The 26662-nt window shown below is 69.8% G+C and carries 24 protein-coding genes; 7 read left to right on the forward strand and 17 right to left on the reverse strand.

Annotated features, from left to right (window positions below):
• The first annotated feature begins 165 nt into the window (after positions 1–165).
• Positions 166–2496 carry an endopeptidase La gene (lon, locus tag C3E78_RS14125; RefSeq protein ID WP_108579443.1) on the forward strand — a complete coding sequence of 777 codons (2331 nt, stop codon included), beginning with the start codon at positions 166–168 and terminating at the stop codon, positions 2494–2496.
• Positions 2497–2668: 172 nt separating this feature from the next.
• On the opposite strand, the gene C3E78_RS14130 is transcribed toward lon, so the two are convergent.
• The 15 genes from C3E78_RS14130 to C3E78_RS14200 all read right to left on the reverse strand — a co-directional run bounded on the left by C3E78_RS14130 (position 2669) and on the right by C3E78_RS14200 (position 18711).
• Positions 2669–3751, reverse strand: coding sequence for an adenosine deaminase (locus tag C3E78_RS14130; RefSeq protein ID WP_199906832.1), 1083 nt, complete (start codon positions 3749–3751; stop codon positions 2669–2671).
• A 12-nt stretch (positions 3752–3763) separates the two neighbouring features.
• Entirely contained in the window at positions 3764–4219 is a 456-nt protein-coding gene (locus C3E78_RS14135) for a MaoC family dehydratase (protein WP_108579447.1), read from the reverse strand.
• A gap of 9 nt (positions 4220–4228) precedes the next feature.
• On the reverse strand, positions 4229–5512 hold the full coding sequence (locus C3E78_RS14140; RefSeq protein ID WP_108579449.1) for a thymidine phosphorylase: 1284 nt from the start codon (positions 5510–5512) through the stop codon (positions 4229–4231).
• On the reverse strand, positions 5509–6696 hold the full coding sequence (locus tag C3E78_RS14145) for a cytochrome P450 (protein ID WP_108579451.1): 1188 nt from the start codon (positions 6694–6696) through the stop codon (positions 5509–5511). Before C3E78_RS14145 ends, C3E78_RS14140 begins: the two co-directional genes overlap by 4 nt.
• Positions 6693–7106 carry a cytidine deaminase gene (locus tag C3E78_RS14150; protein WP_424922773.1) on the reverse strand — a complete coding sequence of 138 codons (414 nt, stop codon included), beginning with the start codon at positions 7104–7106 and terminating at the stop codon, positions 6693–6695. Before C3E78_RS14150 ends, C3E78_RS14145 begins: the two co-directional genes overlap by 4 nt.
• A gap of 5 nt (positions 7107–7111) precedes the next feature.
• Positions 7112–8365, reverse strand: coding sequence for an ABC transporter permease (locus tag C3E78_RS14155; protein ID WP_108579455.1), 1254 nt, complete (start codon positions 8363–8365; stop codon positions 7112–7114).
• A complete protein-coding gene (locus tag C3E78_RS14160; protein ID WP_108579458.1) occupies positions 8362–9468 on the reverse strand; it encodes an ABC transporter permease in 1107 nt (368 codons plus the stop codon). Before C3E78_RS14160 ends, C3E78_RS14155 begins: the two co-directional genes overlap by 4 nt.
• Positions 9465–10997 carry an ABC transporter ATP-binding protein gene (locus C3E78_RS14165; protein ID WP_108579460.1) on the reverse strand — a complete coding sequence of 511 codons (1533 nt, stop codon included), beginning with the start codon at positions 10995–10997 and terminating at the stop codon, positions 9465–9467. The genes C3E78_RS14160 and C3E78_RS14165 overlap by 4 nt, the downstream gene beginning before the upstream one ends.
• Positions 10998–11070: 73 nt before the next feature.
• Positions 11071–12123 carry a BMP family lipoprotein gene (locus C3E78_RS14170; protein WP_108579461.1) on the reverse strand — a complete coding sequence of 351 codons (1053 nt, stop codon included), beginning with the start codon at positions 12121–12123 and terminating at the stop codon, positions 11071–11073.
• A gap of 159 nt (positions 12124–12282) precedes the next feature.
• A complete protein-coding gene (locus C3E78_RS14175) occupies positions 12283–13449 on the reverse strand; it encodes an amidohydrolase (protein ID WP_108579463.1) in 1167 nt (388 codons plus the stop codon).
• A gap of 71 nt (positions 13450–13520) precedes the next feature.
• On the reverse strand, positions 13521–14843 hold the full coding sequence (locus C3E78_RS14180) for an MFS transporter (protein WP_108579465.1): 1323 nt from the start codon (positions 14841–14843) through the stop codon (positions 13521–13523).
• Entirely contained in the window at positions 14840–15250 is a 411-nt protein-coding gene (locus C3E78_RS14185) for a MarR family winged helix-turn-helix transcriptional regulator (RefSeq protein ID WP_108579467.1), read from the reverse strand. Before C3E78_RS14185 ends, C3E78_RS14180 begins: the two co-directional genes overlap by 4 nt.
• 106 nt (positions 15251–15356) lie before the next feature.
• A complete protein-coding gene (locus C3E78_RS14190; protein ID WP_108579469.1) occupies positions 15357–16103 on the reverse strand; it encodes a succinate dehydrogenase/fumarate reductase iron-sulfur subunit in 747 nt (248 codons plus the stop codon).
• On the reverse strand, positions 16100–18052 hold the full coding sequence (locus C3E78_RS14195) for a fumarate reductase/succinate dehydrogenase flavoprotein subunit (protein WP_108579471.1): 1953 nt from the start codon (positions 18050–18052) through the stop codon (positions 16100–16102). The genes C3E78_RS14190 and C3E78_RS14195 overlap by 4 nt, the downstream gene beginning before the upstream one ends.
• Positions 18052–18711, reverse strand: coding sequence for a succinate dehydrogenase cytochrome b subunit (locus C3E78_RS14200; protein WP_108579473.1), 660 nt, complete (start codon positions 18709–18711; stop codon positions 18052–18054). The genes C3E78_RS14195 and C3E78_RS14200 overlap by 1 nt, the downstream gene beginning before the upstream one ends.
• A 152-nt stretch (positions 18712–18863) precedes the next feature.
• Between C3E78_RS14200 and C3E78_RS14205 the strand changes: the two genes are divergently transcribed.
• On the forward strand, positions 18864–19769 hold the full coding sequence (locus tag C3E78_RS14205; protein WP_108579475.1) for a LysR substrate-binding domain-containing protein: 906 nt from the start codon (positions 18864–18866) through the stop codon (positions 19767–19769).
• A 6-nt stretch (positions 19770–19775) separates the two neighbouring features.
• Here C3E78_RS14205 and C3E78_RS14210 read toward each other — a convergent pair whose 3' ends face one another.
• Positions 19776–20291 (reverse strand): 2'-5' RNA ligase family protein, encoded by a 516-nt coding sequence (locus tag C3E78_RS14210; protein ID WP_108579477.1) that lies wholly within the window; start codon positions 20289–20291, stop codon positions 19776–19778.
• A gap of 4 nt (positions 20292–20295) precedes the next feature.
• Complete coding sequence (gene trpS, locus C3E78_RS14215; RefSeq protein WP_108579479.1) at positions 20296–21309, reverse strand: tryptophan--tRNA ligase; 1014 nt, start codon at positions 21307–21309, stop codon at positions 20296–20298.
• A 61-nt stretch (positions 21310–21370) separates the two neighbouring features.
• Between trpS and galK the strand changes: the two genes are divergently transcribed.
• From galK to C3E78_RS14240, 5 genes are all read left to right on the forward strand, one after another.
• Positions 21371–22492 carry a galactokinase gene (gene galK, locus C3E78_RS14220; RefSeq protein ID WP_159085901.1) on the forward strand — a complete coding sequence of 374 codons (1122 nt, stop codon included), beginning with the start codon at positions 21371–21373 and terminating at the stop codon, positions 22490–22492.
• Complete coding sequence (locus C3E78_RS14225) at positions 22489–23328, forward strand: prephenate dehydratase (protein ID WP_108579483.1); 840 nt, start codon at positions 22489–22491, stop codon at positions 23326–23328. The genes galK and C3E78_RS14225 overlap by 4 nt, the downstream gene beginning before the upstream one ends.
• A 10-nt stretch (positions 23329–23338) precedes the next feature.
• Positions 23339–24448 (forward strand): GNAT family N-acetyltransferase, encoded by a 1110-nt coding sequence (locus C3E78_RS14230; RefSeq protein ID WP_135804820.1) that lies wholly within the window; start codon positions 23339–23341, stop codon positions 24446–24448.
• A gap of 109 nt (positions 24449–24557) precedes the next feature.
• Positions 24558–25124, forward strand: a complete 567-nt coding sequence (locus C3E78_RS14235; RefSeq protein ID WP_108579487.1) for a PadR family transcriptional regulator — start codon at positions 24558–24560, stop codon at positions 25122–25124.
• Positions 25121–26623 carry a DHA2 family efflux MFS transporter permease subunit gene (locus C3E78_RS14240; protein WP_328591570.1) on the forward strand — a complete coding sequence of 501 codons (1503 nt, stop codon included), beginning with the start codon at positions 25121–25123 and terminating at the stop codon, positions 26621–26623. Before C3E78_RS14235 ends, C3E78_RS14240 begins: the two co-directional genes overlap by 4 nt.
• Positions 26624–26662 lie beyond the last annotated feature (39 nt).

Below are 26662 nucleotides of genomic sequence, written 5' to 3' on the forward strand. Positions count from 1 at the left end.
CACAACAGAATTGATCCTAATGTATTAGCGCCGAATGTGGAGGTGGCTGCATGGACAACCTCTCACCTATCTGCGCGTCCGCCGTCAGCGAACAGGAGGCGCTCTCCGGAACAACCGTCCCCGGACGGTGGTTGAGCCCATCAGACTCAACTCTGAGGAGACCCCGTGAGCACATTGCAGCAGTTCCCCGTCCTGGCCCTGGAGGACGTCGTCGTCCTTCCCGGCATGGTTGTCCCGATCGAGCTCGACGACGCGGCGCGCGCCGCCGTCGACGCCGCGCGCACGAGCAACAACGATCGTCTCCTCGTGGCTCCGCGCCTCGAGGACCGCTACGCCACGCACGGCGTCATCGCCACGATCCAGCAGGTCGGACGCCTCCCCGGCGGCGGACCCGGCGCCGTCCTGCGCGCCGAGCAGCGCGCGCACATCCAAGGTGGCGTGACCGGCCCCGGTGCCGCCCTGTGGGTCGAGGCCGAGCTGGTCGAGGAGGCCGCACCCACCGACGAGGTCCGTGACCTCGCGCAGGAGTACAAGAGCCTGCTCGTCACGATCCTGCAGAAGCGCAACGCGTGGCAGGTCATCGACTCCGTGCAGCGGCTCACCGATCCCGGCGAGCTCGCCGACACCGCGGGCTACGCGTCATACCTGGAGCTGGAGCAGAAGCGCCAGCTGCTGGAGACCGAGGACGTCGCCGCGCGGCTGACGGCCCTGATCGGCTGGGCCCGTGAGTACCTGGCCGAGGCCGAGGTCAACGAGAAGATCTCGGAGTCGGTGCAGGAGAGCATCGACAAGAACCAGCGCGAGTTCGTCCTGCGCCAGCAGCTCGCCGCGATCCGCAAGGAGCTCGGCGACGACGAGCCCGAGGACACCAAGGACTACCGCGAGCGCGTCGAGGAGGCAGACCTCCCCGACGACGTCCGCAAGGCAGCCCTGCGTGAGGTCGGCAAGCTCGAGCGCGGCAGCGACCAGAACCCCGAGGCCGGCTACATCCGCACCTGGCTCGACACCGTCCTCGAGCTGCCCTGGAACGTCAAGACCGACGACAGCACCGACATCTCCGCGGCCCGCGCGGTGCTCGATGCCGACCACCACGGCCTGGACGACGTCAAGGACCGCATCGTGGAGTACCTCGCGGTGCGCGCCCGTCGCAAGGAGCGTGGCCTCGAGGTCGTCGGCGGACGCGGCTCCGGCGCGGTGATGGCGCTGGTCGGCCCTCCGGGCGTCGGCAAGACGTCCCTCGGCGAGAGCGTGGCCCGTGCCCTCGGACGCAACTTCGTCCGCGTCGCCCTCGGCGGCGTGCGTGACGAGGCCGAGATCCGCGGCCACCGCCGGACGTACGTCGGCGCGCTGCCGGGCCGCCTGGTCCGTGCGATCGGCGAGGCCGGGTCGATGAACCCGGTCGTCCTGCTCGACGAGATCGACAAGGTCGGTGCCGACTACCGGGGCGATCCCGCGGCGGCACTGCTCGAGGTGCTCGACCCGGCGCAGAACCACACGTTCCGCGACCACTACCTCGATCTCGACCTCGACCTGTCGGACGTGCTGTTCCTGGCGACGGCGAACGTCATCGAGCAGATCCCGCAACCGCTGCTCGACCGCATGGAGCTCGTCCAGCTGGACGGGTACACCGAGGACGACAAGGTGCAGATCGCCCGTCGCTACCTGGCACCGCGGCAGCTCGAGCGGGCTGCGTTGACCGATGACGAGGTCGAGATCACCGACGAGGCCCTCCGCGAGATCGCCGCGTCGTACACCCGCGAGGCGGGCGTGCGGCAGATGGAGCGGCTGCTGGCCAAGGTGTTCCGCAAGGTGGCCACGAAGCTCACCGACCCGGACGTCACCCGCCCCGTGGTGGTGGACGACAAGACCCTCATCGACTACATCGGTCGGCCGCGGTTCATCCCGGAGGTGGCTGAGCGCACCGCGGTGCCGGGTGTCTCCACCGGGCTCGCGGTCACCGGTCTCGGTGGCGACGTGCTCTTCATCGAGGCCAGCGCGTACGAGGGCGAGCGCAAGCTCGCGATCACCGGCCAGCTCGGCGACGTCATGAAGGAGTCTGCGCAGATCGCGCTGACGTACGTCAGGTCGCACGCCGACGCGATCGGCATCGACCCGGCGACGCTCGAGCGGACGATCCACCTGCACGTGCCGGCCGGTGCGGTGCCGAAGGACGGTCCGTCAGCCGGCGTCACCATGGTGACCGCGCTGACGTCCCTGGCCCTGGGCCGCAACGTGCGGGCCGACGTGGGCATGACCGGTGAGGTCACCCTCAACGGTCGGGTCCTGCCGATCGGCGGCGTGAAGCAGAAGCTCATGGCGGCGCAGCGCGCCGGGCTGAAGACGGTCTTCATCCCGGCCCGCAACGAGGTCGACCTGGTCGACGTGCCCGAGGAGGTGCTCGCCGAGCTCGACGTCCGTCCGGTCGCCGATGTCGCGGAGATCCTCGCGTACGCGCTGGAGCCCGCGGCCGAGGCCAGCACGGTCGAGGCTGCCTGACCCGGCCGCCCGACCACCCGCCGACTGGGGGTCCCCCGCTTGCGGGGAGTCACATATGGCAAGCGAGGAGTCACGCACGGATCCGTGCGTGACTCCTCGGCGTCTGTACGTGACTCGTCGGCGTCTGTACGTGACTCGTCGGCGTCCGTGCGCGACTCGTCGGCGTCTGGGGTCAGAGGGCGGCGTAGCCGGGCTTGATCACGTCGTTGATGAGGGCGAGGCGCTCGTCGAACGGCAGGAACGCACTCTTCATCGCGTTGATCGTGAACCAGCGCAGGTCGCCGAGCTCGTAGTCGAACGCGTCGACCAGCAGCTCGAACTCCCGCGACATCGACGTGCCGCTCATCAGCCGGTTGTCGCAGTTGACCGTGACCCGGAAGCCGAGGTCCTTGAGCTTGCCGATCGGGTGGTCGGCGATCGACGTCATGCCGGGCACCGCGTGGGTCTGCAGGTTGGACGAGGGGCACATCTCGAGCGGGATGCGTCGGTCGCGGATGTACGCCGCGAGGTCGCCCAGCACCGGACCACCCGGGGCGTCCCAGTCGATGTCGTCGACGATGCGCACCCCGTGGCCGAGGCGCTCGGCGCCGCAGCGCTGGATCGCCTGCCAGATCGACGGGAGACCGAACGCCTCGCCGGCGTGGATCGTGAAGTGCGCGTTCTCGCGGCGCAGGAACTCGAACGCCTCGAGGTGCAGGATCGGCGGGAAGCCGTCCTCGGCCCCGGCGATGTCGAAGCCGGCGACACCACGGCGGCGGTACTCCACCGCGATCTCGGCGATCTCCATGCCGCGCTTCGCGTGACGCATCGCCGTGAGCAGCTGGCCGACCACGATCGGGTGCCCGAGGCCGGCGGCCTCCTCGCGGCCCGCCTCGATGCCGGACTGCACGGCCTCGACCGCCTCCCGCAGGCTCAGCCCCGCGGACTGGTGCTGCTCGGGCGCCCAGCGCAGCTCGGCGTACACGCAGCCGTCCGTGGCGAGGTCGACGACGGCCTCGCGGGCGACGCGGGCCAGGTCCTCGGGCCGCTGCATCACCGCGACGGTGTGGACGAACGTCTCCAGGTAGCGCACGAGCGAGCCTGAGCTCGACGCCTCCTCGAACCACGTGGCGAGCGCCTCGGCGCCCTCGGCCGGCAGGTCGTGCCCGATCTCGGTGGCGATGTCGACGATCGTGGCGGGCCTCACCCCGCCGTCGAGGTGCTCGTGCAGTGCGACCTTCGGGGCCTTGGCGATCTGTTCGGAAGTGGCTCTCACCAGGTCATCGTGTCATGACGCCATCAGCAGGGTGACGACCTCTGCGACGCATGCGGGCTTGTCGCCGCCCTTGATCTCCACCGTGTGCTGCAATGTCGCGCGCTGGCCCTTGTCGATGTCCTCGACCGTGAGCAGCTCGACGCGGTCGCGCACCTTCGAGCCGACGGTCACCGGCGTCACGAACCGCACCTTGTTGAGGCCGTAGTTGACCCGCGCGACGTCACCGGCGAAGGCGAAGACCTGCGCGCCGAGGAACGGCAGCATGGAGAGGGTGAGGTAGCCGTGCGCGACCGTCGCGCCGAACGGACCGGTGGCCGCGCGCTCGGGATCCACGTGGATCCACTGCCGGTCGCCCGTCGCGTCCGCGAACATGTCGATGCGGTCCTGGGTCACGGCCACCCACTCGCTGACCCCGAGCTCTTCCCCGGCTGCGGCGGCGATCTCCAGGCTGTTGTTCAACATGCGCATCGTACGAACCTATCCAATCCGGTCGATGACCACGGGAGGCGGCTCCGCGCCTGCCGTACCTATGTCATACACCCCGTCGAGCGCGGCGACTGCCCGCTCGAAACGTTCCGGCGTGTCGGTGTGCAGCGTCATGAGGGGCTGGCCCGCGGTGACGGCGTCGCCCGGCTTGGCGTGCATGACCACGCCCGCGGCGGCCTGCACCTGCTCGCCGGGACGTGAGCGACCGGCGCCGAGACGCCAGGCGGCGACCCCCACGCCCATCGCGTCGAGACGGTGCAGGGTCCCGGACTCGGGCGCCGTGACGACGTGCGTCTCCTTCGCGACCGGCAGCGGGGCGTCGGGATCTCCGCCCTGCGCGCGGATCATCCGCTTCCAGACGTCCATCGCGCCGCCGGAGGCCAGCACGTCGGCCGGGTCGCGGTCGTCCTTGCCGGCGGCGGCGAGCATCTCGCGCGCCAGCGCGACCGTGAGCTCGACGACGTCCGCCGGTCCCCCGCCCGCGAGCACCTCGACGGCCTCGGCGACCTCGCACGCGTTGCCGGCGGTGAGGCCGAGCGGCGTCGACATGTTCGTCAGCAGCGCGACGGTCTTGACGCCCGCGTCGTTGCCGAGGGCGACCATGGTCTCGGCGAGCTCACGGGCCTGGTCGACGTCCTTCATGAACGCACCGGAGCCGGCCTTCACGTCGAGCACCAGCGACCCGGTGCCCTCGGCGATCTTCTTGCTCATGATCGAGCTGGCGATCAGCGGGATCGCCTCGACCGTGCCCGTGACGTCCCGCAGCGCGTACAGCTTCTTGTCGGCCGGGGCCAGGCCGGCGCCCGCAGCGCAGATCACGGCGCCGATGTCCTCGAGCTGGGCCATCATCTCGTCGTTGGTCAGGGACGCGCGCCAGCCCGGGATCGCCTCGAGCTTGTCGAGCGTGCCGCCCGTGTGGCCCAGCCCGCGGCCGGACAGCTGGGGCACCGCGACGCCGCAGGCCGCCACGAGCGGGGCCAGCGGCAGGGTGATCTTGTCCCCCACACCACCCGTGGAGTGCTTGTCCGACGTCGTCCACGACAGCGAGGAGAAGTCCATCCGCTCGCCGCTGGCGATCATCGCGTGGGTCCAGCGGGCGATCTCGCGACGGTTCATGCCGTTGATCAGGATCGCCATCGCGAGCGCCGACATCTGCTCGTCCGCGACGATCCCTCGGGTGTACGCGTCGACGACCCAGTCGATCTGCGGGTCGGTGAGCTCGTGGCGGTCACGCTTGGCCGCGATCACCTCGACCGCATCGAAGCTCTCGGTCATGAGGCCACCTCCACGTCGATGCGTTCGAACCCGCGCAGCACCCAGGTGGGCCGGCGGGGAGCCTCGCCGACGAGCCGCAGGTGCGGGAAGCGGTCCAGCAGGGTGGCGATGCTGATCTGCAGCTCCAGACGCGCCAGCGGCGCGCCGAGGCAGAAGTGCAGACCCATGCCGAAGCCGACGTGCGGGTTCTGCTCTCGTCCCACGTCGAACGTGTCGGCGTCGGGGAACACCGCAGCGTCCCGGTTGGCCGAGCCCATCAGGCAGGCGATCTTCTCCCCCGCCCGGACGAGCTGGCCGGAGACCTCGACGTCGGCGGTCGCCGTGCGCTCGAACAGCTGCAGCGCGGCGTCGTAGCGGATGAGCTCCTCGAGGGCCGTCTCGACCGTGACCTCTCCGCTGGCGATCCGCGCCATCTGCTCGGGGTGCTGCAGCAGGGCGTGGAAGCCGTTGCCGAAGACGTTGACGGACGCCTCGTGCCCCGCGTTGAGCAGCAGCACGACGGACGCCACGAGCTCGTCGTCGCTGAGCTTGGCGCCCTCGTCGCGGGCCTCGATGAGGTCGGTGATGAGGTCCTCGCCGGGGGCGCTGCGACGCTGCTCGACGACCTCGCGGACGTAGTCCGAGAACGCGGCGCTCGCCTCGATGGCCGCCTTCTTGGTCAGCGCGCCCACGTTGGGCTCGTACATGTGGACGATCGCCTGCGACCAGTCGCGGAGACGGGCGTGGTCCTCACGCGGGACGCCGAGCAGGTCGGCGATGACGTAGACGGGCATCGGCTCGGCGTAGTCGCCGAGGACGTCGAAGCTGTCGCCGAGCTCGCCGACCATCGTCTTGGCGAGGTCCTCGACGCGGGGCCGCATGCGCTCGACGTGGCCGCGTCCGAACGCTGCCGCCACGAGTCGGCGCAGCCGGGTGTGCGTCGGGGGCTCGTTCTCCATCATCTGGTTGCGGTGGAGCGCGTTGAACTGCTCCATCTGCGAGGCCGGCTCCCAGTCGGTCCACAGCCGGCCGAACGCTCGGTTGCGGAGCACCTGGCTCACCGCGTCGTGCGTGGTCGCCAGCCAGGCGCCCATCGGCTCGTGCCAGAGGACGGGACCGTTCTCGCGCAGCGAGGCGAGCACCGGGTACGGGTCACGGATGAAGTCCGGCGAGCCGGGGTCGAGCTGGACCGCGTAACGGGTCACGCTGTGGCCAGGTCTTCGGCGCTGAACGCGTCGGGCAGCACGTCGGCCATCGTCTTGACGCCCTTCGGCGTCATGAGCTGCATGGTCGGTCCGCCGTTCTCCCACAGGAGCTGACGGCAGCGACCGCACGGCATGATCGCGGTGCCCTTGCCGTCGACGCAGACCACGGCGAGCAGGCGTCCGCCGCCGGTCGAGTGCAGGGCCGAGACCAGCCCGCACTCGGCGCAGAGCGCCACGCCGTACGAAGCGTTCTCGACGTTGCAGCCCAGCACGACTCGTCCGTCCTCGACGAGTCCTGCCGCCCCCACCCGATAGCTCGAGTAGGGCGCGTAGGCCCGGCCCATGACCTCGGTCGCGTAGCGGGTCAGCGCATCCCAGTCGATGGGGTCGTCCGCCCCCGTGATTCCCAGCGCCACTAGCCTGCACTCCCTCGTCGATACGGTTTTCCGTCAGCGGCCGGCATGCGCAGCCTCTGCGAGAACAATGCCAGCACCAGCAGCGTCGTCACGTACGGCGTCATGCCCGTGAGGTCCTCGGGGATCGAGTCGGTCGCGAAGTACCAGACCGCGACCGCGACACCGAGCAGCGCACCGACGAGCGTCGACACGTGACGCGTCTTGCGGTACTGCCAGATTCCATACAGAACGATACCCACCGCGACCAGCAGCAGCAGACCGTGGATCGTCTCACCACCGCCGCGCAGGCGCAGCGTGTCGGTGTAGCCGAACAGTCCCGCACCGGCCAGGAGGCCGCCGGGTCGCCAGTTGCCGAAGATCATGGCGGCGAGGCCGATGTAGCCACGGCCGCCGGTCTGGCCGTCGCGGAACGTGCTGGACGCGACCAGGGCCAGGAACCCGCCCGCCAGGCCGGCGAAGCCACCGGAGATCACGACGGCGATGAACTTGTAGCGGATGACGTTGATGCCGAGCGACTCCGCGGCGGCGGGGCTCTCGCCGCACGAGCGCAGCCGCAGGCCGAACGGCGTCTTCCACAGGACGTACCAGGTCAGGACGAACAGCAGCAGGCAGATGATCGTCAGCACCGACAGGTTCGTGACGAGCGCTCGCACCAGCGCGGCGAGGTCCGACACCACGAACCAGTGCTTGCGCTCCAGGTCGCCGAGCGGGTCGGACAGGAAGTCCAGGGTGATGGACGGCAGGCTGGGGATCGTCGGCGACTGGGTCTGTCCGCCGCCCGGGACGCCGGTGAACGCGAGCGCCGCGAGGTACTGGACCGCGCCCAGCGCGATGATGTTGATCGCGACGCCGGACACGATGTGGTCGACGCCGAAGATCACCGTCGCGACCGCGTGCAGCAGGCCGCCGGCGGCACCGAGCACGATCGCGCCGATGACGCCCTGCCAGGGGCTGTAGAAGTAGCCGAAGTAGCCGGCGCCGAACGTGCCGAGGATCATCATGCCCTCGAGGCCGATGTTGACCACACCGGCGCGCTCCGCCCAGAGACCGCCGAGACCGGCCAGGCCGATCGGGATCGCCGCGACGAGCGTCGCGCGCAGGGTGCCCGAGGAGTCCAGGTCGTTCGCGCCGGTGATGATGCGCAGCAGCGAGAACAGGACGAGGCCGACCGCCAGCCAGATCATGATCCAGCCGTACGTGAGCTTCTGCGCGGCCGCCTTGACCGGGGCCACGACGTCGTTGACGGCGCTCATGCGGACACCTCCTTCGTCGCGGGCTGGTCGTCCAGGACGGTGGCCACCCGGCGCTGCTCGATGCGGACGCCGTAGCGGCGGACCACCTCGTACGCGATGACGACCGTGAGCACGATCGTGCCCTGGGTGATCTTGACGATGTCGGGCGAGACGTTCACCAGGATCTGCAGCGGGTTGGACTGCTCGTCGAGGAAGGCGAACAGCAGTGCGCCGAGCGCGATCCCGACGGGGTGGTTGCGGCCCAGCAGCGCGATCGCGATGCCGGCGAAGCCGAGGCCGGACTGGAACGTCGAGCCGTACGCGTAGTCGTTGCCGAACAGCAGCGGCATGCCGACGAGTCCCGCGGCGCCGCCGGACAGCAGCATCGAGATGACGATCATCTTCTTGACGTTGATGCCGCTGGCGACCGCGGCGGACTCCGAGGCGCCCGTGGCGCGCAGGTCGAAGCCGAAGCGGGTCTTGTTGATCACGAACCAGTAGAGGAAGCCGACCGCGACCGCGAGGAGCACCAGGCCGTAGACCGTGGCCGGCACGTCGCCGAAGAGGCTGAACCCGCCCACCCGGCTGCCCTCGGGCACGGGCTTGGTGGCGGTGATGTTGCTGCCCGGGTTGTCGACCGCGGCCTTGCGCAGCAGGTACGCCACGAGCGCCGTCGCGATCGAGTTGAGCATGATCGTGGAGATGACCTCGCTGACGCCGCGGGTGACTCGCAGGAGACCCGCGATGCCCGCCCAGGCGGCACCGACCAGCACCGCCGCGACCATGGCCAGCGCGGTGTTGAAGTAGCCGGGCAGCCAGCCCTCGCCGGCGACGACCGCGGCGGTGAACGCGGCGACGCGGTACTGGCCGTCGACACCGATGTTGAACAGGTTCATCTTGAACCCGATCGCCACCGCGATCGCGGACAGGTAGTACACCGTCGCGGCGTTGATGATGTTCACGTAGCCGCGGTCGTTGGGCAGGCTCAGGATCTGGCTCCACACCCCGCCCACGTCGTCCCCGGCGAGCACCAGCACGAGGCTGGTGATGAGGAAGGCGGCCACGAGTGCGAGCACCGGGGCCCCGATCGCCAGTGCGATCCTGGTCGTACGAGGGTTCTTCACGCCCCTGCTCCTGTCATGGCCGAGCCCAGCATGGACGGGGTCACCGTCGCGGGGTCGAAGGTCTCGCCGAGGCGTCCACGCAGGATCACCCGGATGGTGTCGGACAGGCCGATCAGCTCGTCGAGGTCCGCCGAGATGAGCAGCACCGCGAGGCCCTCGCGACGGGCCCGCTTGATGTGCCCCCAGATCGCCGCCTGCGCGCCGATGTCGACGCCGCGGGTGGGGTGCGACGCGATGAGCAGCACGGGGTCGTCGGCCATCTCCCGGCCGACGATGAGCTTTTGCTGGTTGCCGCCGGAAAGGGCACGCGCGAGCGTGTCGATGCCCGGCGTGCGGACGTCGTACTGGTCGACGATGCGCTGGGTGTCCTTGCGCGCTCCCCCACGGTCGATCAGCGGGCCGCTGACGTTGGGCTCGCGGGTCTGGTGGCCCAGGATCCGGTTCTCCCACAGCGGGGAGTCCAGCAGCAGCCCGTGGCGGTGGCGGTCCTCGGGGATGTAGCCGATGCCGGCCTCGCGGCGGTCGCGCGTGGACCGTCCGGCGAGGTCGGTGCCGGCCAGCGTGATCGAGCCGGTGGCGTTCGGGCGCATGCCCATGATCGACTCGACGAGCTCGGCCTGGCCGTTGCCCTCGACCCCGGCGATGCCGAGGATCTCCCCGGAGCGGATCACGAGGTTGACGTCGCTGAGCAGGTCACGGCCACTCGCCGACGGCAGGGTGAGGTCGCGGACCTCCAGGACGACCCGGTCGGTGACGGTGGAGGTCTCGGTGCCGGGGTTGGGCAGCTCGGAGCCGACCATCATCTCGGCCAGCTGGCGTGAGTCGACCGAGGAGGCGGCGACCGTGTCGACGGTCGTGCCGCGGCGCACGACGGTGACCTCGTCCGCGACGGACAGCACCTCGTCGAGCTTGTGGGAGATGAAGATGACCGCGAGGCCCTCCCGGGTGAGCTCGGCGAGGTTGCCGAAGAGCTCGTCGACCTCCTGCGGCACCAGCACGGCGGTGGGCTCGTCGAGGATGATGATCGACGCTCCGCGGTACAGCACCTTGAGGATCTCGACCCGCTGGCGGGCGCCGACGCCGAGCTCCTCGACGAGCACGTCGGGATCGATCTCCAGGCCGTACGAGTCGGAGATCTCGCGGATGCGCGTGCGGGCCTTGTCGCCGATGCCGTGCAGCTTCTCGGCGCCGAGGACGACGTTCTCGAGCACGGTGAGGTTGTCGGCGAGCATGAAGTGCTGGAACACCATGCCGACGCCGGCCGCGATCGCGTCGGCCGGGGACGAGAGGTTGACGAGGGTGCCGTTGACCTCGATCGTGCCGGAGTCCGGCTTCTGGACCCCGTACAGGATCTTCATCAGCGTCGACTTGCCGGCGCCGTTCTCCCCGACGACGGCGTGGACCGTGCCACGCCTCACGTCGATGTTGATGTCGTGGTTGGCCACCACACCGGGGAAGGTCTTGCCGATGTCACGCAGTCGGACGACCACGTCCTCGCTCGTGCTCGTGGTGTTCACAAAGCCCCTCATCGCTTCACAGTGTCAGGACAAGCCCTGGCCCGGACCCACGCTACAGCGGTGGTCCGGGCCAGGGCGGCAGTAGTTACTTCGTCGGGACCGTGATCTCGCCGTCGATGATCTGCTGCTTGTAGCCGTCCAGCTTCTCCTTGATGTCGTCGACCTGGCCGCCGGTCGTCGAGTAGCCGACGCCACCGTCCTTCAGGTCGTAGACGATCGGACCGCCCGTGGAGTCGCCCTTCTCGACGCTCTCGAGGTAGTCGTACACCGCCACGTCGATGTTCTTCAGCATCGAGGTGAGGATCGTGTCGCGGACCGACTTGTCGGCCGTGAGGGCCTGGTCGGAGTCGACGCCGATGGCCTTCTTGCCGGCCGCCGAGGCAGCCTCGAAGACACCGCCACCGGAGCCGCCGGCGGCGTGGTAGATGACGTCCGCACCGGCGTCGAGCATGCCCTCGGCCGTCGTCTTGCCCTTGGCCGGGTCACCGAAGCCGCTGAAGTCCGGCGGCTGCGAGAGGTAGCGGGCCTGGACCTTGATGCTCTTGTCCACGGCCTTGGCGCCGGCCTCGTAGCCCGCCTCGAACTTCTTGATCAGCGGCGTCTCGACGCCACCGACGAAGCCGATGTTCTTGGACTCGCTCTTGAGAGCGGCCGCAGCGCCGACCAGGAACGAGCCCTGCTCCTCGGCGAACAGCAGGTTCGTGATGTTCTTGCCCTCGACCGCGTCGTCGACGATGGCGAACTTCACGTCCGGGTTGGCCTTGGCGACCTTGGCCAGGGACGGGGAGTACGCGAAGCCGACCGCGATGACCGGGTCGAACCCGGCGTCGACGAGCTGCTGCAGACGACCCTCGCGAGCCGACTCGGGCTCGCCGTCCTGCGCCTCTGCGGTCTGGACCGTGAGGCCGAGCTCGCACGCCGCCTTGTCGAGGCCCTTGGCCGCCGAGTCGTTGAAGGACTGGTCTCCACGTCCGCCGACGTCGAACGCCATGCCGACCTTCTTGTCCGGGTCTGCCTTGACGCAGTTGTCCTTGGACCCGGCCTTCGTGTCGCCGTCGCCTCCGTCGCTGTTCTTGCCACAGCCCGCGGCAGCGAGCACCAGTACGGCCACACCGGCGATGGCGGTGGCCTTCGTCATTCGACGCAAAATTCCTCCTCGAAACAGAGCCGGGTCCCCGGCACGTGAGTCGAACCTTAATCTCCGCACCGGCTGTTCGGGACCACGACCCCGGGATTCTGGGCCCCCGTAACCGATTCTTCACCTGCCGACGCGGGCGCCCCCCGCGAGGAGTGCGACTCAGCTCACAGCGGCGCTCGCGAGCACCTTGGCGCCGACGGCGATCGCCCGCTCGTCGACCCGCAGGTTCCCCTGGTGCAGGTCGTACGTCGGACCGTCGGGTGTGCGGGTGCCGAGGCGGCCCATCGCGCCGGGCACCGCCTCGACGTACCACGCGAAGTCCTCCCCGCCGAGGCTCTGCGACGTCGAGGCGACGCCGCTGGGTCCGATGGCCTCCGTGACGGCGCGACGCAGGATCTCGGTCGCTCCGAAGTCGTTGACGACCGGCGGGACGCCGCGGGTGTAGTTGACCTCGGCGCTGACCCCGAACGGCTCGATGATGTCCCTGATGATGCCGCGCACGAGGTGCTCGGCCTGGTGCCACGCGGAGGCGTCGAGCATCCGGATCGTGCCGCGGAGCTCACCGCTGGACGGGATGACGTTCGCGGCGTTGCCGGACTGCACCTGGCCCCAGACCATGCTGGCCCCCGCCCGGGGGTCGAACCGGCGTGACAGCACGGCCGGCAGCTGCACGAGCAGGCTGCCCAGCGCGTACGTCAGGTCCTCGGTGAGGTGGGGCCGCGAGGTGTGGCCGCCGCGTCCGGACAGGACGACGTGGATGTGGTCGGACGCCCCGGTGATGGGCCCCTCCCGCAGGCCGACCTGGCCGACGTCGAGCGACGGGTCGCAGTGCAGCGCGAAGATGCGCGACACGCCCTTGAGCGCTCCGGCGGCGAGCAGCTTGAGGGCGCCACCGGGCATGACCTCCTCCGCGGGCTGGAACAGCAGCCGGACGTGGAAGGGCAGGCCGTGCTCGTTGTGGGCGTTCGCCAGCGCGATGCCGGCACCCAGCAGAGCGGAGATGTGCACGTCGTGGCCGCAGGAGTGCGAGACGCCCGGGACCGTCGACCTCCACGGGTCCTGCGACGTCTCGACGACCGGCAGCGCGTCGAGGTCCGCGCGCAGCGCGACGATGGGCCCTTCGGAGGGCCCGATCTCGGCGATCAGGCCCGTGCCCTCGAGGCGTTCGTAGCGCACGCCGATCTTGTCCATCCACGTCGCCACGACGTCGGTCGTCCGCTCCTCGTGCCACGACAGCTCGGGCGAGGAGTGCAGGTCACGGCGCACCTCGATGAGGTCGGGAGTGACCACGTCGACGGATCGCGCGAGGGACTCGATCAAGGACATTCGACCAGTTTATCGCTGATCGCCCGACGCGCCGGGACGGCCACCGTCCCGGCGCCGCGGCGTCCTCGAGGTCACTCGAGGACGCGAACACGTCCTCGATCGGTCTCGACGCCGTGGACGAGCGTGCGACGGGCATTTCGCCAGCGCAGATCCCGGATCGCGACCCGCAGGTCCTCGAGCTGCTCGTCCTGGTTCTTGAGGTACCAGGCAGTCGCCAGCGCGATGCCGACCAGCGTCAGCCCGCCGCCACCGGTGAGCATCCAGCGTGCGCCGAACGTCTCGCCGACCCAGCCGACCAGGGGTGCACCGAACGGCGTGCCGCCCATGAAGACCATGAGGTAGAGCGCCGCGACACGGCCGCGCATCATGGGGCTCGAGGTGAGCTGGACCGTGGCGTTCGCGGAGGTCATCATCGTCAGGGCGCAGAGCCCGAGCACCGGGAGGATCGCTGCGAAGGTCTCGTACGTGGGCATGAGGCCGGCGATGATCTCGACCACGCTGAAGGCCGCGCCGGCGATGACGACCGAGCGCAGCCGCGGATTGGCTCGTCGCGCGGCGAGGAGCGCGCCCGCGAGCGAGCCGATCGCCATGATCGACGCGAGCAGGCCGTACTCCCCCGCGCCCTTGCCGAACACGTCGGTCGCCATGAGTGCGCTGGTCATCTGGAAGTTCATCCCGAACGTGCCGACGAAGAACACGCACGTGAGGATCAGGACCAGGTCGGGGCGCGAGCGGACGTACGCGACGCCGTCGCGCACCGCGCGCTTGCGGGTGCCCGTGACCTCGGACGGACGCAGCCTGCTCCCGTCGAGGAGCTGCAGGGACGCCAGCACCGCGAGGTAGCTGAACGCATTGGCGAGGATGACCCAGCCCGCGGCACTGACGCCGGAGCCGAGCGCGGCGATCAGGACGCCCGCGAGCGCGGGGCCGATCATGCGGGCCAGGTTGAACGTGGCCGAGTTCAGACCGACGGCGTTGGCGAGGTCGTCACGACCGACGATCTCGACGACGAACGACTGGCGTGCCGGAGCGTCGAACGCCGTGCCGATGCCGAACAGGAACGCCAGGGCGTACACGTGCCAGGTCTGGACCACGCCCGTGACGGCGAGGATGCCGAGCAGCGCGGCGGGGACGGCCATCGCGACCTGGGTGAAGCGCAGGATCGTCCGCTTCGGGAGGCGGTCGGCGACGACGCCCGCGATGGGCGAGAAGAGCAGGGCGGGCAGCAGCTGCAGGCCCGTCGTGATGCCGAGGGCGGTGCCACTGTTGGTCAGCTGCAGGACCAGCCAGTCCTGGCCGATCCGCTGCATCCAGGTACCGGTGTTGGAGACGATCGCGCCGAGGATGTAGATGCGGTAGTTGCGCACCGCCAGCGCGCGGAACGTGGGGCTCAACTCTGGGCCAGCCGTTCGAGCAACGCCGCGGCCTCCCTCAGGGTCTTGCGCTCCACAGCGGTCAGTGCGGCGAGCCGGTGGCCGAGCCAGAGGTCACGACGGGTCCGTTCCTCGGCGAGGACCGCGTCGCCCTTCTCGGACACCGAGACGAGGACCTGGCGCCCGTCGTCGGGATGGGGCTTGCGGATCGCGTACCCCTCGTCGACGAGACAGGTGAGGGTGCGGGTGATGGACGGCGGCTGGACGCGCTCGTGCGCCGCGATCGCGCTGGGCGTGGCAGGGCCGATCTTCAGCACCGCACCGAGCACCGAGAGCTGGGTCGGGGTCAGATCGCTCTGCCGCTCCTGACGAAGCCGGCGATTGAGACGCGCCACCGACCGGGCAAGGAGGTGGGCATCGGTAGGCATATCGTTAGCATAACAAATTACCTGTGCTAACCAAAATCTCCAGGACGTGAAAGACGTCATCCCGGGCGGGCCGCAAGCGGCTCACCCGGGATGACGTCAGTGGGGGTCAGGCGTCGCCGTGCGCGAGGGCTCCGAGAAGATCGCGGTTGAGGCGGGCGATCGTGTCCAGCGGGATGCCCTTGGGGCATGCCGCGGTGCACTCGCCGATGTTGGTGCAGCTGCCGAAGCCCTCGTGGTCGTGCTGCTCCACCATGCCGATGACGCGCGAGTCACGCTCGGGCTGTCCCTGCGGGAGCAGGCCGAGGTGCGTGATCTTGGCAGCGGTGAAGAGCATGCCCGAGCCGTTGGGGCAGGCCGCGACGCACGCGCCGCAACCGATGCAGGCCGCGGACTCGAACGCGTGGTCGGCGTCCACCTTCGGCACCGGGAGGTTGTTGGCCTCGGGGGCCGAGCCGGTCGGGGCGCTGATGTAGCCGCCCGCCTGGATGATGCGGTCGAGCGAGCCACGGTCGACCACGAGGTCCTTGATGACCGGGAACGCGCCCGAGCGCCAAGGCTCGACGTCGATGACGGCGCCGTCCTCGAAGCTGCGCATGTGCAGCTGGCACGTGGTCGTGACCTGCGGTCCGTGGGCGATGCCGTTGATCACGACGCCACACGCACCGCAGATGCCCTCGCGGCAGTCGTGGTCGAACGCGATCGGCTCCTCGTCGGCCAGCGTCAGCTGCTCGTTGAGGACGTCGAGCATCTCGAGGAACGACATGTCCTCCGAGACGTTCTCCACGCCGTAGGTGACCATCTTGCCCTTGTCGTCGGCGTTCTTCTGACGCCAGACACGCACGGTGATGTTCACTTGTAGCTCCTCGACTTCATCTCGACGTACTCGTATTCCAGCGGTTCCTTGTGCAGCACGGGCTGCTCCTCACCGAACTCCCACGCCGAGACGTAGGCGAACTCGTCGTCGTGGCGCAGCGCCTCGCCGTCCTCGGTCTGGCTCTCGGCGCGGAAGTGGCCGCCACAGGACTCACGACGGTTGAGCGCGTCGATGCACATCAGCTCGCCCAGCTCGAAGAAGTCCGCGACGCGGTTCGCGCGCTCGAGGGTCTGGTTGAGCTCCTCGTTGACGCCGGTGACCTTGACGTCGCGCCAGAACTCGTCACGCAGGTCGCGGATCATCCCGATGGCCTTGATCAGGCCCTCCTCGCTGCGCTCCATGCCGCAGTACTCCCACATGATGTGGCCGAGCTGCTTGTGGAACGAGTCGACCGTGCGCGTGCCGTTGATCGACAGCAGCTTGTGGACCCGCTCCTCGACGGCCGCGCGGGCCTCGAGGACGGCCGGGTGGTCGTCGGCGATCTTCTCGTACGGACCGGACGCCAGGTAGTCGGCGATCGTGTTGGGCAGGACGAAGTAGCCGTCCGCGAGGCCCTGCATCAGCGCCGAGGCACCGAGGCGGTTGGCCCCGTGCTCGGAGAAGTTCGCCTCGCCCGTGACGAACAGGCCGGTGAGGTTGCTCTGCAGGTCGTAGTCGACCCACAGGCCGCCCATCGTGTAGTGCACGGCCGGGTAGATGCGCATCGGCTGCTCGTACGGGTTCTCGCCGGTGATCTGCGCGTACATGTCGAACAGGTTGCCGTACTTGGCCTTCACGGCCGGCAGGCCCAGGCGGTCGATCGCCTCGGCGAAGTCGAGGTACACACCCAGGCCGCCGGGGCCGACGCCCTTGCCGTCGTCGCACTGGTACTTGGCGGCGCGGGACGCGATGTCACGCGGCACCAGGTTGCCGAACGCGGGGTAGATGCGCTCGAGGTAGTAGTCGCGCTCGTCCTCGGGGATGTCGCTGGGGATGCGGTCGTCGCCGGCGCGCTTCGGCACCCAGATGCGCCCGTCGTTGCGCAGCGACTCGCTCATCAAGGTCAGCTTGGACTGGTAGTCGCCGCTGACCGGGATGCAGGTCGGGTGGATCTGCGTGTAGCAGGGGTTCGCGAAGTAGGCGCCCTTGCGGTGCGCACGCCACGTGGCGGTGACGTTGGAGCCCATCGCGTTGGTCGACAGGAAGAACACGTTGCCGTAGCCGCCGGTCGCGAGCACGACCGCGTCGGCCGTGTGCGTCTCGATCTCGCCGGTGACCATGTCGCGCACGATGATGCCGCGCGCCCGGCCGTCGACCATGATGAGCTCGAGCATCTCGTGCCGCGTGTTCATCTCGACGGTCCCGGCCGCCACCTGGCGCTCGAGCGCCTGGTAGGCGCCGATCAGGAGCTGCTGGCCGGTCTGGCCGCGGGCGTAGAACGTGCGGGAGACCTGCACGCCGCCGAACGAGCGGTTGTCGAGCAGTCCGCCGTACTCACGCGCGAACGGGACGCCCTGCGCGACGCACTGGTCGATGATGTTCACCGACACCTGCGCGAGGCGGTAGACGTTGGACTCGCGGGCGCGGAAGTCGCCGCCCTTGACCGTGTCGTAGAACAGCCGGTAGATGCTGTCGCCGTCGTTGCGGTAGTTCTTGGCGGCGTTGATGCCACCCTGCGCGGCGATCGAGTGCGCACGACGCGGGCTGTCCTGGTAGCAGAAGCTCTTGACGTGGTAGCCGGCCTCGCCGAGCGTCGCGGCAGCCGAGGCACCCGCGAGGCCGGTGCCGACGATGATGACGCTGAGCTTGCGACGGTTGGCCGGGTTGACCAGCTTGGCGTTGAACTTGCGGTCGTCCCAGCGCTTCTCGATGGGGCCCTTGGGCGCCTTCGTGTCGGCGATGTCGGCGCCGACCGCGTGGAACTGCTCGGACACGTTGGTGATGGTCATCAGGAACCAGCTCCGAAGAAGAGGACAGCGAACGGGACGGAGAGGAAGCCGACCGTGATCAGGGTCGCGAGGCCGATCGAGATGGCCGTCCAGCGCGAGCCGCGGCGAGTCGTGCTGTGGTTCTGGCCCAGGGTGGTCAGGGCGCTCCAGAAGCCGTGCGCGAGGTGGAAGCCGACGGCGATCATGCCGATCGAGTACAGCAGGACGACCCACCACAGGTCGAACCCGTTGACGACGCGGTCGTACTTGCTGTCGCTGGCGCCGCCGGGCGACAGCCAGTTGGGCATCATCTGCGCGACGTGGCCGATGATGAAGAGCAGGAGGATGACTCCGCCCCAGCGCATCGTGAAGGACGCGTAGCTGCGCTGGACGCCGGTCTTGTTCTGCGTCGTGTGGTAGCGCTTGCCACCCACGTAGCCGGCGGCCGCCTTGTTGCGGCGCCACAGGTTGGCCGCGCAGTAGACGTGGACGACCAGCGCGACGAGGAGCAGCACCCGGATGATCCAGAGCGCACCCCCCTCGGGCAGGTACGGGTAGAACATGTGCGGCAGCGTCTCGTGCAGGTAGCCATCGAACTTGTCCTGGCCCTGGAAGAACTTCAGGTTGCCGTACATGTGGACGAGCAGGTAGCCCAACATGATGAGCCCCGACACCGCCATCGCATATTTCTGAGCGACCGTCGACCTGCTGGCCGAGACGCGCTTCACAGTTTGGGTAGTTGCCACCTGCACAGGGTAGGACCGATCGACGATTCACGCTAAGTCTTGTTGAGGCAAACCTTCATAGCCGATGGCTATGACACACTTGACCTGTGCAGATCCACCAGCTGACCTACTTCGTCGCCGTCGCGCGGACGCGACACTTCACCCGGGCCGCCGAGATCACGGGTGTGTCGCAGCCCACGCTCTCCAAGCAGATCAGGGTCCTGGAGAACTCGCTCGGCGCCCCGCTGTTCGTGCGCAACCGTGGCGCGATCGAGCTGACCAGCGCCGGGGAGGCCCTGCTCCCCCACGCGCAGCGCATCCTCATCGACGTCCAGAGCGCCGAGCGCACGGTCCACGAGGTCGCCAGCCTGCAGCGCGGTCGCGTCCGGCTCGGGGCCACGCCCTCGCTCTGCGACGGCCTGCTGCCCGAGGCGCTGACCCGGTTCCACGAGTCGTACCCGCAGATCGACCTCGAGGTCCAGGAGGCCGGCTCCCGCGTGCTGACCGGCGAGCTGGCCCAGGGCCGGCTCGACATCGCCCTGCTGATCGTCCCGCTGCACACCAGTGATCCCGACATCGAGACGACGCCGGTCCTGCGCGAGCGTCTCGTCCTCGCCAGCCCGGTCGACGCGGACGTGCCCGACCGCATGAGCGTCGGCGCCCTGCGCGACCTGCCGCTCGTCATGTTCCGCGAGGGCTACGACCTGCGGGACGTGACCCTCCGCGCGTGCGCGTCCGCCGGTTTCGAGCCGCGCCTGGCGGTCGAGGGCGGCGAGATGAGCGCGGTCCTGCGGTTCGTCCAGGCCGGTCTCGGACACGCGGTCGTGCCGAGCATGGTCCTGACGACCCGGCCACAGCTGCGTGCGACCGAGCTCGTCGATCCGCCGCTGGAGCGGGTCATCGCGCTCGCCCACCGCAGCTCCGAGGCGCTTCCGCTCGCCGCGCGAGCGTTCAAGGCCGACCTGCTCGAGCACCTGACGACGTTCGCCACCGGTGATCTCGCCCTGCTGTGAGCCGGTCTACTCCCGACCGAGCGGGAACGAGCGCTGCGGCACCCAGCCGGAGCCGTCCTCGTGGTGGTACAGCGCGAACTCGCTGACCGTGAACCGGCACTCGAAGTCGTTCAGCTCGTCGTACGCCCGGTCGAGGCTCGCGTCGTCCAGGTTGTGCGCGACCGTCACGTGCGGGTGGAACGGGAACTCCGGGTCGGGGCTGTGCAGCGCCTTGCGGACGCACTTGGCCAGCATCTCGGTGTAGGAGATCCCCTGACTGACCGCGACGAACACGACCGGCGAGACCGGCCGGAACGTGCCCGTGCCGCGCAGCCGCATCGGGAAGGGCGGCAGGGTCGCGGAGGCGCGTTCCAGCGCCGCGCAGACGCCGTCGAGCTGGTCGTCGGCCACCTCGGTGGGCGGGATCAGCGTCACGTGGCTCGGGACGGTCTCGGCCATCGGGTCGCCGAAGTCGGCGCGCTTCTCGCGCAGCTGGGTCCCGTAGGGGTCCGGGACGGGGATCGCAACTCCGATCGTGGGCACCGGTTCAGGCCCTCCGCACGAATCCGGAGCGCTCGTACACGAGGTCGAGCGTGGTGCTGGCGACCTCGCGGGCCTGGTCCGCACCGCGGGCCAGGATCCGGTCGAGCTCGGCCCGGTCACCGAGCAGCTCGCGCGTGCGGTCGCCGAACGTCCCGACGAAGTCCGCGACGAGATCGGCCAGCGCGACCTTGAGGTGGCCGTACTGCTTGCCCTCGAAGTCCCGCACGATCGACTCGACCGGCTCGTCGGTCAGCGCCGAGTAGATCGACAGCAGGTTGGAGATGCCCGGCTTCGCGGCCGGGTCGAACGTGATCTCGCTGCCCGAGTCGGTCATCGCGGAGCGGATCTTCTTCGCGACCTGCTTCGGGGTGTCGGTCAGGTCGACCACCCCGGCGTGCGACTGGTTGGAGCCGCTCATCTTCGAGGTCGGGTCCTGCAGGTCGTAGATCTTCGCCGTGCTCTTGACGATGTACGCCTCGGGAACCGTGAAGGTCTCCCCGAAGCGATGGTTGAACCGCTGCGCGAGGTTGCGGGTCAGCTCGACGTGCTGGCGCTGGTCCTCGCCGACCGGGACCTTGTCGGCCTGGTAGACCAGGATGTCGGCGGCCATCAGGATCGGGTACGTGAACAGGCCGACGCTGGCCGAGTCCTGACCGCCCTTGGCGCTCTTGTCCTTGAACTGGGTCATGCGGCTGGCCTCGCCGAAGCCCGTCACACCGCCGAGCACCCACGCGAGCTGCGCGTGCTCGGGCACGTGGCTCTGCACGAACAGGGCGCTGCGCTCGGGGTCGACGCCGGCCGCCAGCAGCTGCGCCGCCGCGATGTACGTGCGCTCGCGCAGCAGCGCCGGGTCGTACTCGACCGTGATCGCGTGCAGGTCGGGGATGAAGTAGAAGGCCTCGAACTCGTCCTGCAGGGCGACCCATTGCTTGAAGGCGCCGAAGTAGTTGCCCAGGTGGTACGAGTCGGCCGTGGGCTGGGCCCCGGACAGGACGCGTGGACGGCGAGCGGCAGGCATGGGGGCATTCTGCCAGTCGCGCTGTGGCCGGGCTCCGCGAGGCTGCGCCTATGCTCGGTGGGTGACTGACGTACACCGCTGGGACGTGCCGGGGAGGGTGAACCTCATCGGGGAGCACCTGGACTACAACGGCGGGCCGGTGCTGCCCCTCGCGATCGACCGCTCCGTCACGGTCAAGGCGCGCCTGCGCGACGACGGCGTCGTCAACGTGTGGAGCGACCTGCCCGGCGCCGCGAAGGTCACGTTCACGACCTCGGTGCAGCCCGGCGAGGTCGACGACTGGGCCTCGTACGCGGCCGGGACCATCTGGAGCCTGGTCGACGCGGGGCACGCCCTGACCGGCGTGGACCTCGTGATCGAGTCGCGACTCCCGTCCGGTGCCGGCCTGTCGTCCTCGGCCGCCACCACCTGCGGCATCGCCGCCGCGCTGAACGAGGCGCACGACCTGGGCCTGGACCGCACGCAGATCGCGCTGCTCGCCCAGCGGGCCGAGTCCGACTTCGTGGGCGCCCCCGTCGGGCTGATGGACCAGCTCGCGGTGCTGTACGGCGCGGCCGGGCAGGCCGTCCAGATCGACACCTCGGTGAACCCCCACACGACCCGGCTCGTCCCCCTCGGCTGGGAGGAGGACGGGCTCACCCTCGTCGTCATCGCCACCGGCGCGCACCACGCCCTGGCGGACGGCGAGTACGCCGCCCGGCGCGAGGAGTGCGAGCGGGCCGCCGCCGAGCTGGGCATCGCGTGGCTCGCCCAGGCGACGCTCGACGCCACGGTCCGCCTCACCGACGAGACCCTGAAGGCACGCACCCGGCACGTCCTCACCGAGACCGCACGCGTCCGCGGCGCGATCACCGCGATCAGCCGACGTTCCTGGGCGCAGCTCGGGACGATCCTCACGGCGTCCCACGCCTCGCTGCGCGACGACTTCGAGGTCAGCAGCCCCGAGCTGGACGTCGCGGTCGAGGCCGCCCTGGAGGCGGGAGCCCTCGGCGCCCGGATGACCGGCGGGGGCTTCGGCGGCAGCGCGATCGCCCTGGTCGCGCCCGAGAAGGTCCAGGCCCTCCGCGACCGGGTCGAGGCCCGCTACGAGGCGCGTCAGTGGAAGCGGCCGGAGGTGTTCGCGGTGCGCGCCGCGGACGGAGCGCACCCGGTGCCGACCACGAGTGCCAAACTGGACCAATGATCTCTCGACGGATCGCCTACCAGGGCGAACCCGGTGCCAACTCGCACATCGTGGCCAATCGGCACTATCCCGACTGGGAGGCCGTGCCCTGCGCGTCGTTCGAGGACGTCTTCGCGGCGGTCACCGGCGGCGACGCCGACCTCGCGATGATCCCGATCGACAACTCGCTCGCCGGCCGGGTCGCCGACATCCACCACTTCCTGCCCACCTCGGGCCTGCACATCATCGCCGAGCACTTCCTGCGCATCCAGTTCAGCCTGATGGGTGTGCGCGGGGCGACGATCGAGCAGGTCAAGACCGTGCACAGCCACGTCCACGCGCTCGGCCAGTGCCGCAAGATCATCCGCGAGCACGGCCTGACCACCGTGATCTCCGGCGACACGGCCGGCGCCGCCCGCGAGATCGCCGACGCCGGCGACCCCACCCAGGCGGCGATCTCGCCGCCCATGGCCGCCGAGATCTACGGCCTGGACGTCCTCGCCGAGGACATCGAGGACGAGGACCACAACACGACACGGTTCGTGGTGCTGTCCCGCGAGCCGCAGCGTCCGGCCCCCGGCGAGGGTCCCGTCGTCACGACGTTCGTGTTCAACGTGCGCAACCTGCCCGCCGCGCTGTACAAGGCCCTCGGCGGCTTCGCGACCAACGGCGTCAACATGACCAAGCTCGAGAGCTACATGGTGGGCGGGGAGTTCGCCGCCACCCAGTTCCTCGCCGAGGTCGACGGCCATCCCGACGAGGCCCCGCTCGCGCGGGCGCTCGAGGAGCTCACGTTCTTCACCACCGAGGTCAGGGTGCTCGGGGTCTATCCCGCCGACCCGTTCCGCGCCCGGTGAGGCACGCGCCGTGAGGTGGCCGCTGAACGTCCCGGTGCTCAGCGACGGCGTCGTGACGATCCGCGCCCACGTGCCGGCCGACATCGACGCGATGCTGGAGATGGCCGAGGACCCGACGATGGTGCGGTGGACGGGCATCCCCTCCCCCCACCAGCGGAGCATGAGCGAGCAGTTCGCGTTCACGATCATCCCGCGCGGCTGGGAGGACGGGTCGCACCGTGGCTGGGCGATCGAGGCCACCGACGACGACGGACGCTCGCGATTCGCGGGCAACGTCGACATCCGGCAGCGGCCCATCGCCGACGTCGGGTTCGCGCTGCACCCGTGGGCCCGCGGCCGCGGCATCATGTCGCGCGCCGTGCGCCTGGCCGTCGACTGGGCCCTCACCGAGGGCGGCGTCGAGATCGTCCACTGGCGCTCCCACGTGGGCAACGAGGCGTCCCTGCGGGTGGCGCACGCGACCGGGTTCACCCTGCACGGCCTCACCCCCGGCATGCTCTACGAGCGGGGCCGGGTCCTCGACGCGTGGACCGGCTCGATCCGGTTCGGCGACGCCCCGTACCCACGTATCCCTTGGGCCGGTGGGACGGTGCTCGAGTCGGAGCGGCTGCGCCTGCGTCCCTTCGCCGCCGCCGACGTCCCGCGGCTCGTCGAGATGTGCAACGACCCGGTCAGCCGGCGCTTCCTGGCCTGGCTCCCCCAGCCGTACACCGCCGCCTCGGCCGAGGCCTACCTGAACGACTGCCTCTGGCAGGCCGCGACGGGGGCGAAGGCCACGTGGGCCGTCGCGGACCGCGACAGCGACGAGCTGCTGGGCAACATCGCCGTGATGGACATGCTCGGCCTCAACCGGGACCACGGCGAGATCGGCTACTGGATGCACCCCGACGCCCGGGGTCGCGGCCTGGCGACCGAGGCGTGCCGCACGGTCGTCGACCACGCGCTCGACCCCGACGGGCTCGACCGGCGACGCCTCTCGCTGTACGCGGCGGAGGACAACCCGGCCAGCCACGCGATCGCCCTCGCGGCCGGATTCTCCTACTACGGCACGCAGCGGGCCGCCGAGCGCCTCGGCGACGGGTCGTTCGACGACCTGCGCGGCTACGAGCTCCTGCGCTGACCGCCGGTTTCTGTCAGACCACCGCGCGACGATACCTGTTGCGCGCAGCAACCAGTCTGCGTATATTCCAACTGGAATAGTTCTCTTGGAGTGATCAGAACGGGGCACCATGGCACTCAAGCCGCTGTGCGTCTCGGTCCTGGCGCTGCTGGTCGAACGGCCCATGCATCCCTACGAGATGCACCGGGTGCTGCTCGAGCGCCGCGAGGACCGCTTCGTCAAGATCCGGCTGGGCTCGCTCTACCACACGGTCGAGCGGCTCTGCGACGAATTGCTCCTCGAGGCCGTCGGCACCGAGCGGGAGGGCAATCGTCCCGAGCGGACGACGTACGCCATCACGCCCGCGGGTCGTGAAGCCGTCGACGCGCGCGTCCGGGAGCTCATCTCGCGCCCGGTCCGCGAGTACCCGCACTTCCCCCTCGCCCTCAGCGAGGCGCACAACATCAGCGCGTCGGAGGCCGCCGCCGACCTGCGCCAGTACGTCGCGGCACTCGACGACGACATCGACGAGCTCCGCGCGCTGCTCCGAGCCGCTCGCGAGCGCGGCACACCGGAGACGTACTGGGTCGCCGGCGACTACCTGCTGACCACCGCCGTCGCCCAGCGCGACTGGATCACCACCCTCATCCACCGCATCGAGACCAAGGACCTCATATGGCAACCCGATCTCCCGTGAGCACTGAGCTGCCACCGGACTACAAGCCCTGGCCGGCCCTCTGGGCCATGGTCATCGGCTTCTTCATGATCCTCGTCGACAACACGATCGTGTCCGTCGCGACGCCCGCGATCATGGAGGACTTCAGGACCGACTACAACACGGTCATCTGGGTCACGAGCGCCTACCTGCTCGCGTACGCCGTGCCGCTGCTCGTCACCGGCCGCCTCGGCGACCGGTTCGGCCCCAAGAACATGTACCTGCTGGGCCTGACGATCTTCACGCTCGCGTCCCTGTGGTGCGGCCTGACCGGGTCGATCGAGATGCTGATCGTGGCCCGTGTCGTCCAGGGCTTCGGCGCAGCGCTCATCACCCCGCAGACGATGGCGGTCATCACCCGCACGTTCGCCCCCGCCAACCGCGGTGCCGCGATGGCGCTGTGGGGCGCGACCGCGGGCGTCGCGACGCTCGTCGGCCCGATCCTCGGCGGCGTGCTCGTGGACTCCCTCGGCTGGGAGTGGATCTTCTTCGTCAACATCCCCGTCGGCATCATCGGCTTCGTCCTGGCCGTGCGCCTCGTCCCCGTCCTGACGACCCACACCCACACGTTCGACTGGCTGGGCGTCGCGCTGAGCGGCATCGGCGTGTTCCTCGTCGTCTTCGGCGTCCAGGAGGGCGAGAAGTACGACTGGGGCACGATCGAGGGCATCGTCAGCGTGCCGCTGCTGATCGCGCTGGGCCTGGTGACCTTCGCGGCGTTCGTCTTCTGGCAGAGCCGGATCCGGAAGGAGCCGCTGGTCCCGCTGAGCCTGTTCCGCGACCGGAACTTCTCCCTCGGCAACGCCGGCATCGCGCTGGTGTCGCTGTCGATCACGGCGATGTCCCTGCCGTTCTTCTTCTACGCGCAGGGCGTCCGCGGCTGGAGCCCCACGGAGTCGGCGCTGCTCATGGCCCCCATGGCCGTCGTCCTCATCCTGCTCGCCCCGTTCGTCGGCAAGCTCGTGGACCGCACGCACCCCCGCAACATCACCCTCGTGGGCTTCGGCACCGCGGCGGTCGCGATGTTCTGGCTGTCGCAGCTCATCACCCCCACCACCCCGGTGTGGCAGCTGTGCCTGCCGATGGCGCTGTTCGGCGTCTCGAACGCGTGCCTGTGGGCGCCGCTGAGCGCGACGGCGACGCGCAACCTGCCCATGGCCTCGGCCGGCAGCGGCGCGGGCGTCTACAACACGACCCGCCAGATCGGCGCGGTGCTCGGCAGCGCGGCGATCGCGGCGCTCATCCAGGCGCGGCTCACCGCCAACGGGATCGAGGGGTCCTCGCAGGACCTGCAGGACGCCGGCGACGCGATGCCGAGCGCCATCCAGGGTCCGTTCGCCGAGGCCATGTCGCAGACCCTGTACCTGCCGGTCGCGGCGTTCGTCGTCGGGCTCGTGCTGGTGCTGTTCCTCGCGAAGCCGACCCACGCGGGTCACGGCGGGCCCCGGGCGGCGGCCAAGGAGGCGGCCCCCACCGCATAGTGCGTCCCGAAGGCGCCCGGCCCTCTCCTAGAGTGGTCG

The organism is Aeromicrobium chenweiae (assembly GCF_003065605.1).
In the GTDB taxonomy this organism is placed as follows: Bacteria; Actinomycetota; Actinomycetes; order Propionibacteriales; family Nocardioidaceae; genus Aeromicrobium; species Aeromicrobium chenweiae.

Excerpts from the sequence above, each read along its gene's own strand:
- C3E78_RS14135 (WP_108579447.1), bottom strand. The coding sequence starts at position 4,219 with ATGCGCATGTTGAACAACAGCCTGGAGATCGCCGCCGCAGCCGGGGAA.
- C3E78_RS14140 (WP_108579449.1), bottom strand. The coding sequence starts at position 5,512 with ATGACCGAGAGCTTCGATGCGGTCGAGGTGATCGCGGCCAAGCGTGAC.
- C3E78_RS14155 (WP_108579455.1), bottom strand. The coding sequence starts at position 8,365 with ATGAGCGCCGTCAACGACGTCGTGGCCCCGGTCAAGGCGGCCGCGCAG.
- C3E78_RS14165 (WP_108579460.1), bottom strand. The coding sequence starts at position 10,997 with ATGAGGGGCTTTGTGAACACCACGAGCACGAGCGAGGACGTGGTCGTC.
- C3E78_RS14170 (WP_108579461.1), bottom strand. The coding sequence starts at position 12,123 with ATGACGAAGGCCACCGCCATCGCCGGTGTGGCCGTACTGGTGCTCGCT.
- C3E78_RS14175 (WP_108579463.1), bottom strand. The coding sequence starts at position 13,449 with ATGTCCTTGATCGAGTCCCTCGCGCGATCCGTCGACGTGGTCACTCCC.
- C3E78_RS14185 (WP_108579467.1), bottom strand. The coding sequence starts at position 15,250 with ATGCCTACCGATGCCCACCTCCTTGCCCGGTCGGTGGCGCGTCTCAAT.
- C3E78_RS14195 (WP_108579471.1), bottom strand. The coding sequence starts at position 18,052 with ATGACCATCACCAACGTGTCCGAGCAGTTCCACGCGGTCGGCGCCGAC.
- C3E78_RS14200 (WP_108579473.1), bottom strand. The coding sequence starts at position 18,711 with ATGGCGGTGTCGGGGCTCATCATGTTGGGCTACCTGCTCGTCCACATG.
- trpS (WP_108579479.1), bottom strand. The coding sequence starts at position 21,309 with ATGCCTGCCGCTCGCCGTCCACGCGTCCTGTCCGGGGCCCAGCCCACG.
- C3E78_RS14225 (WP_108579483.1), top strand. The coding sequence starts at position 22,489 with ATGATCTCTCGACGGATCGCCTACCAGGGCGAACCCGGTGCCAACTCG.
- C3E78_RS14235 (WP_108579487.1), top strand. The coding sequence starts at position 24,558 with ATGGCACTCAAGCCGCTGTGCGTCTCGGTCCTGGCGCTGCTGGTCGAA.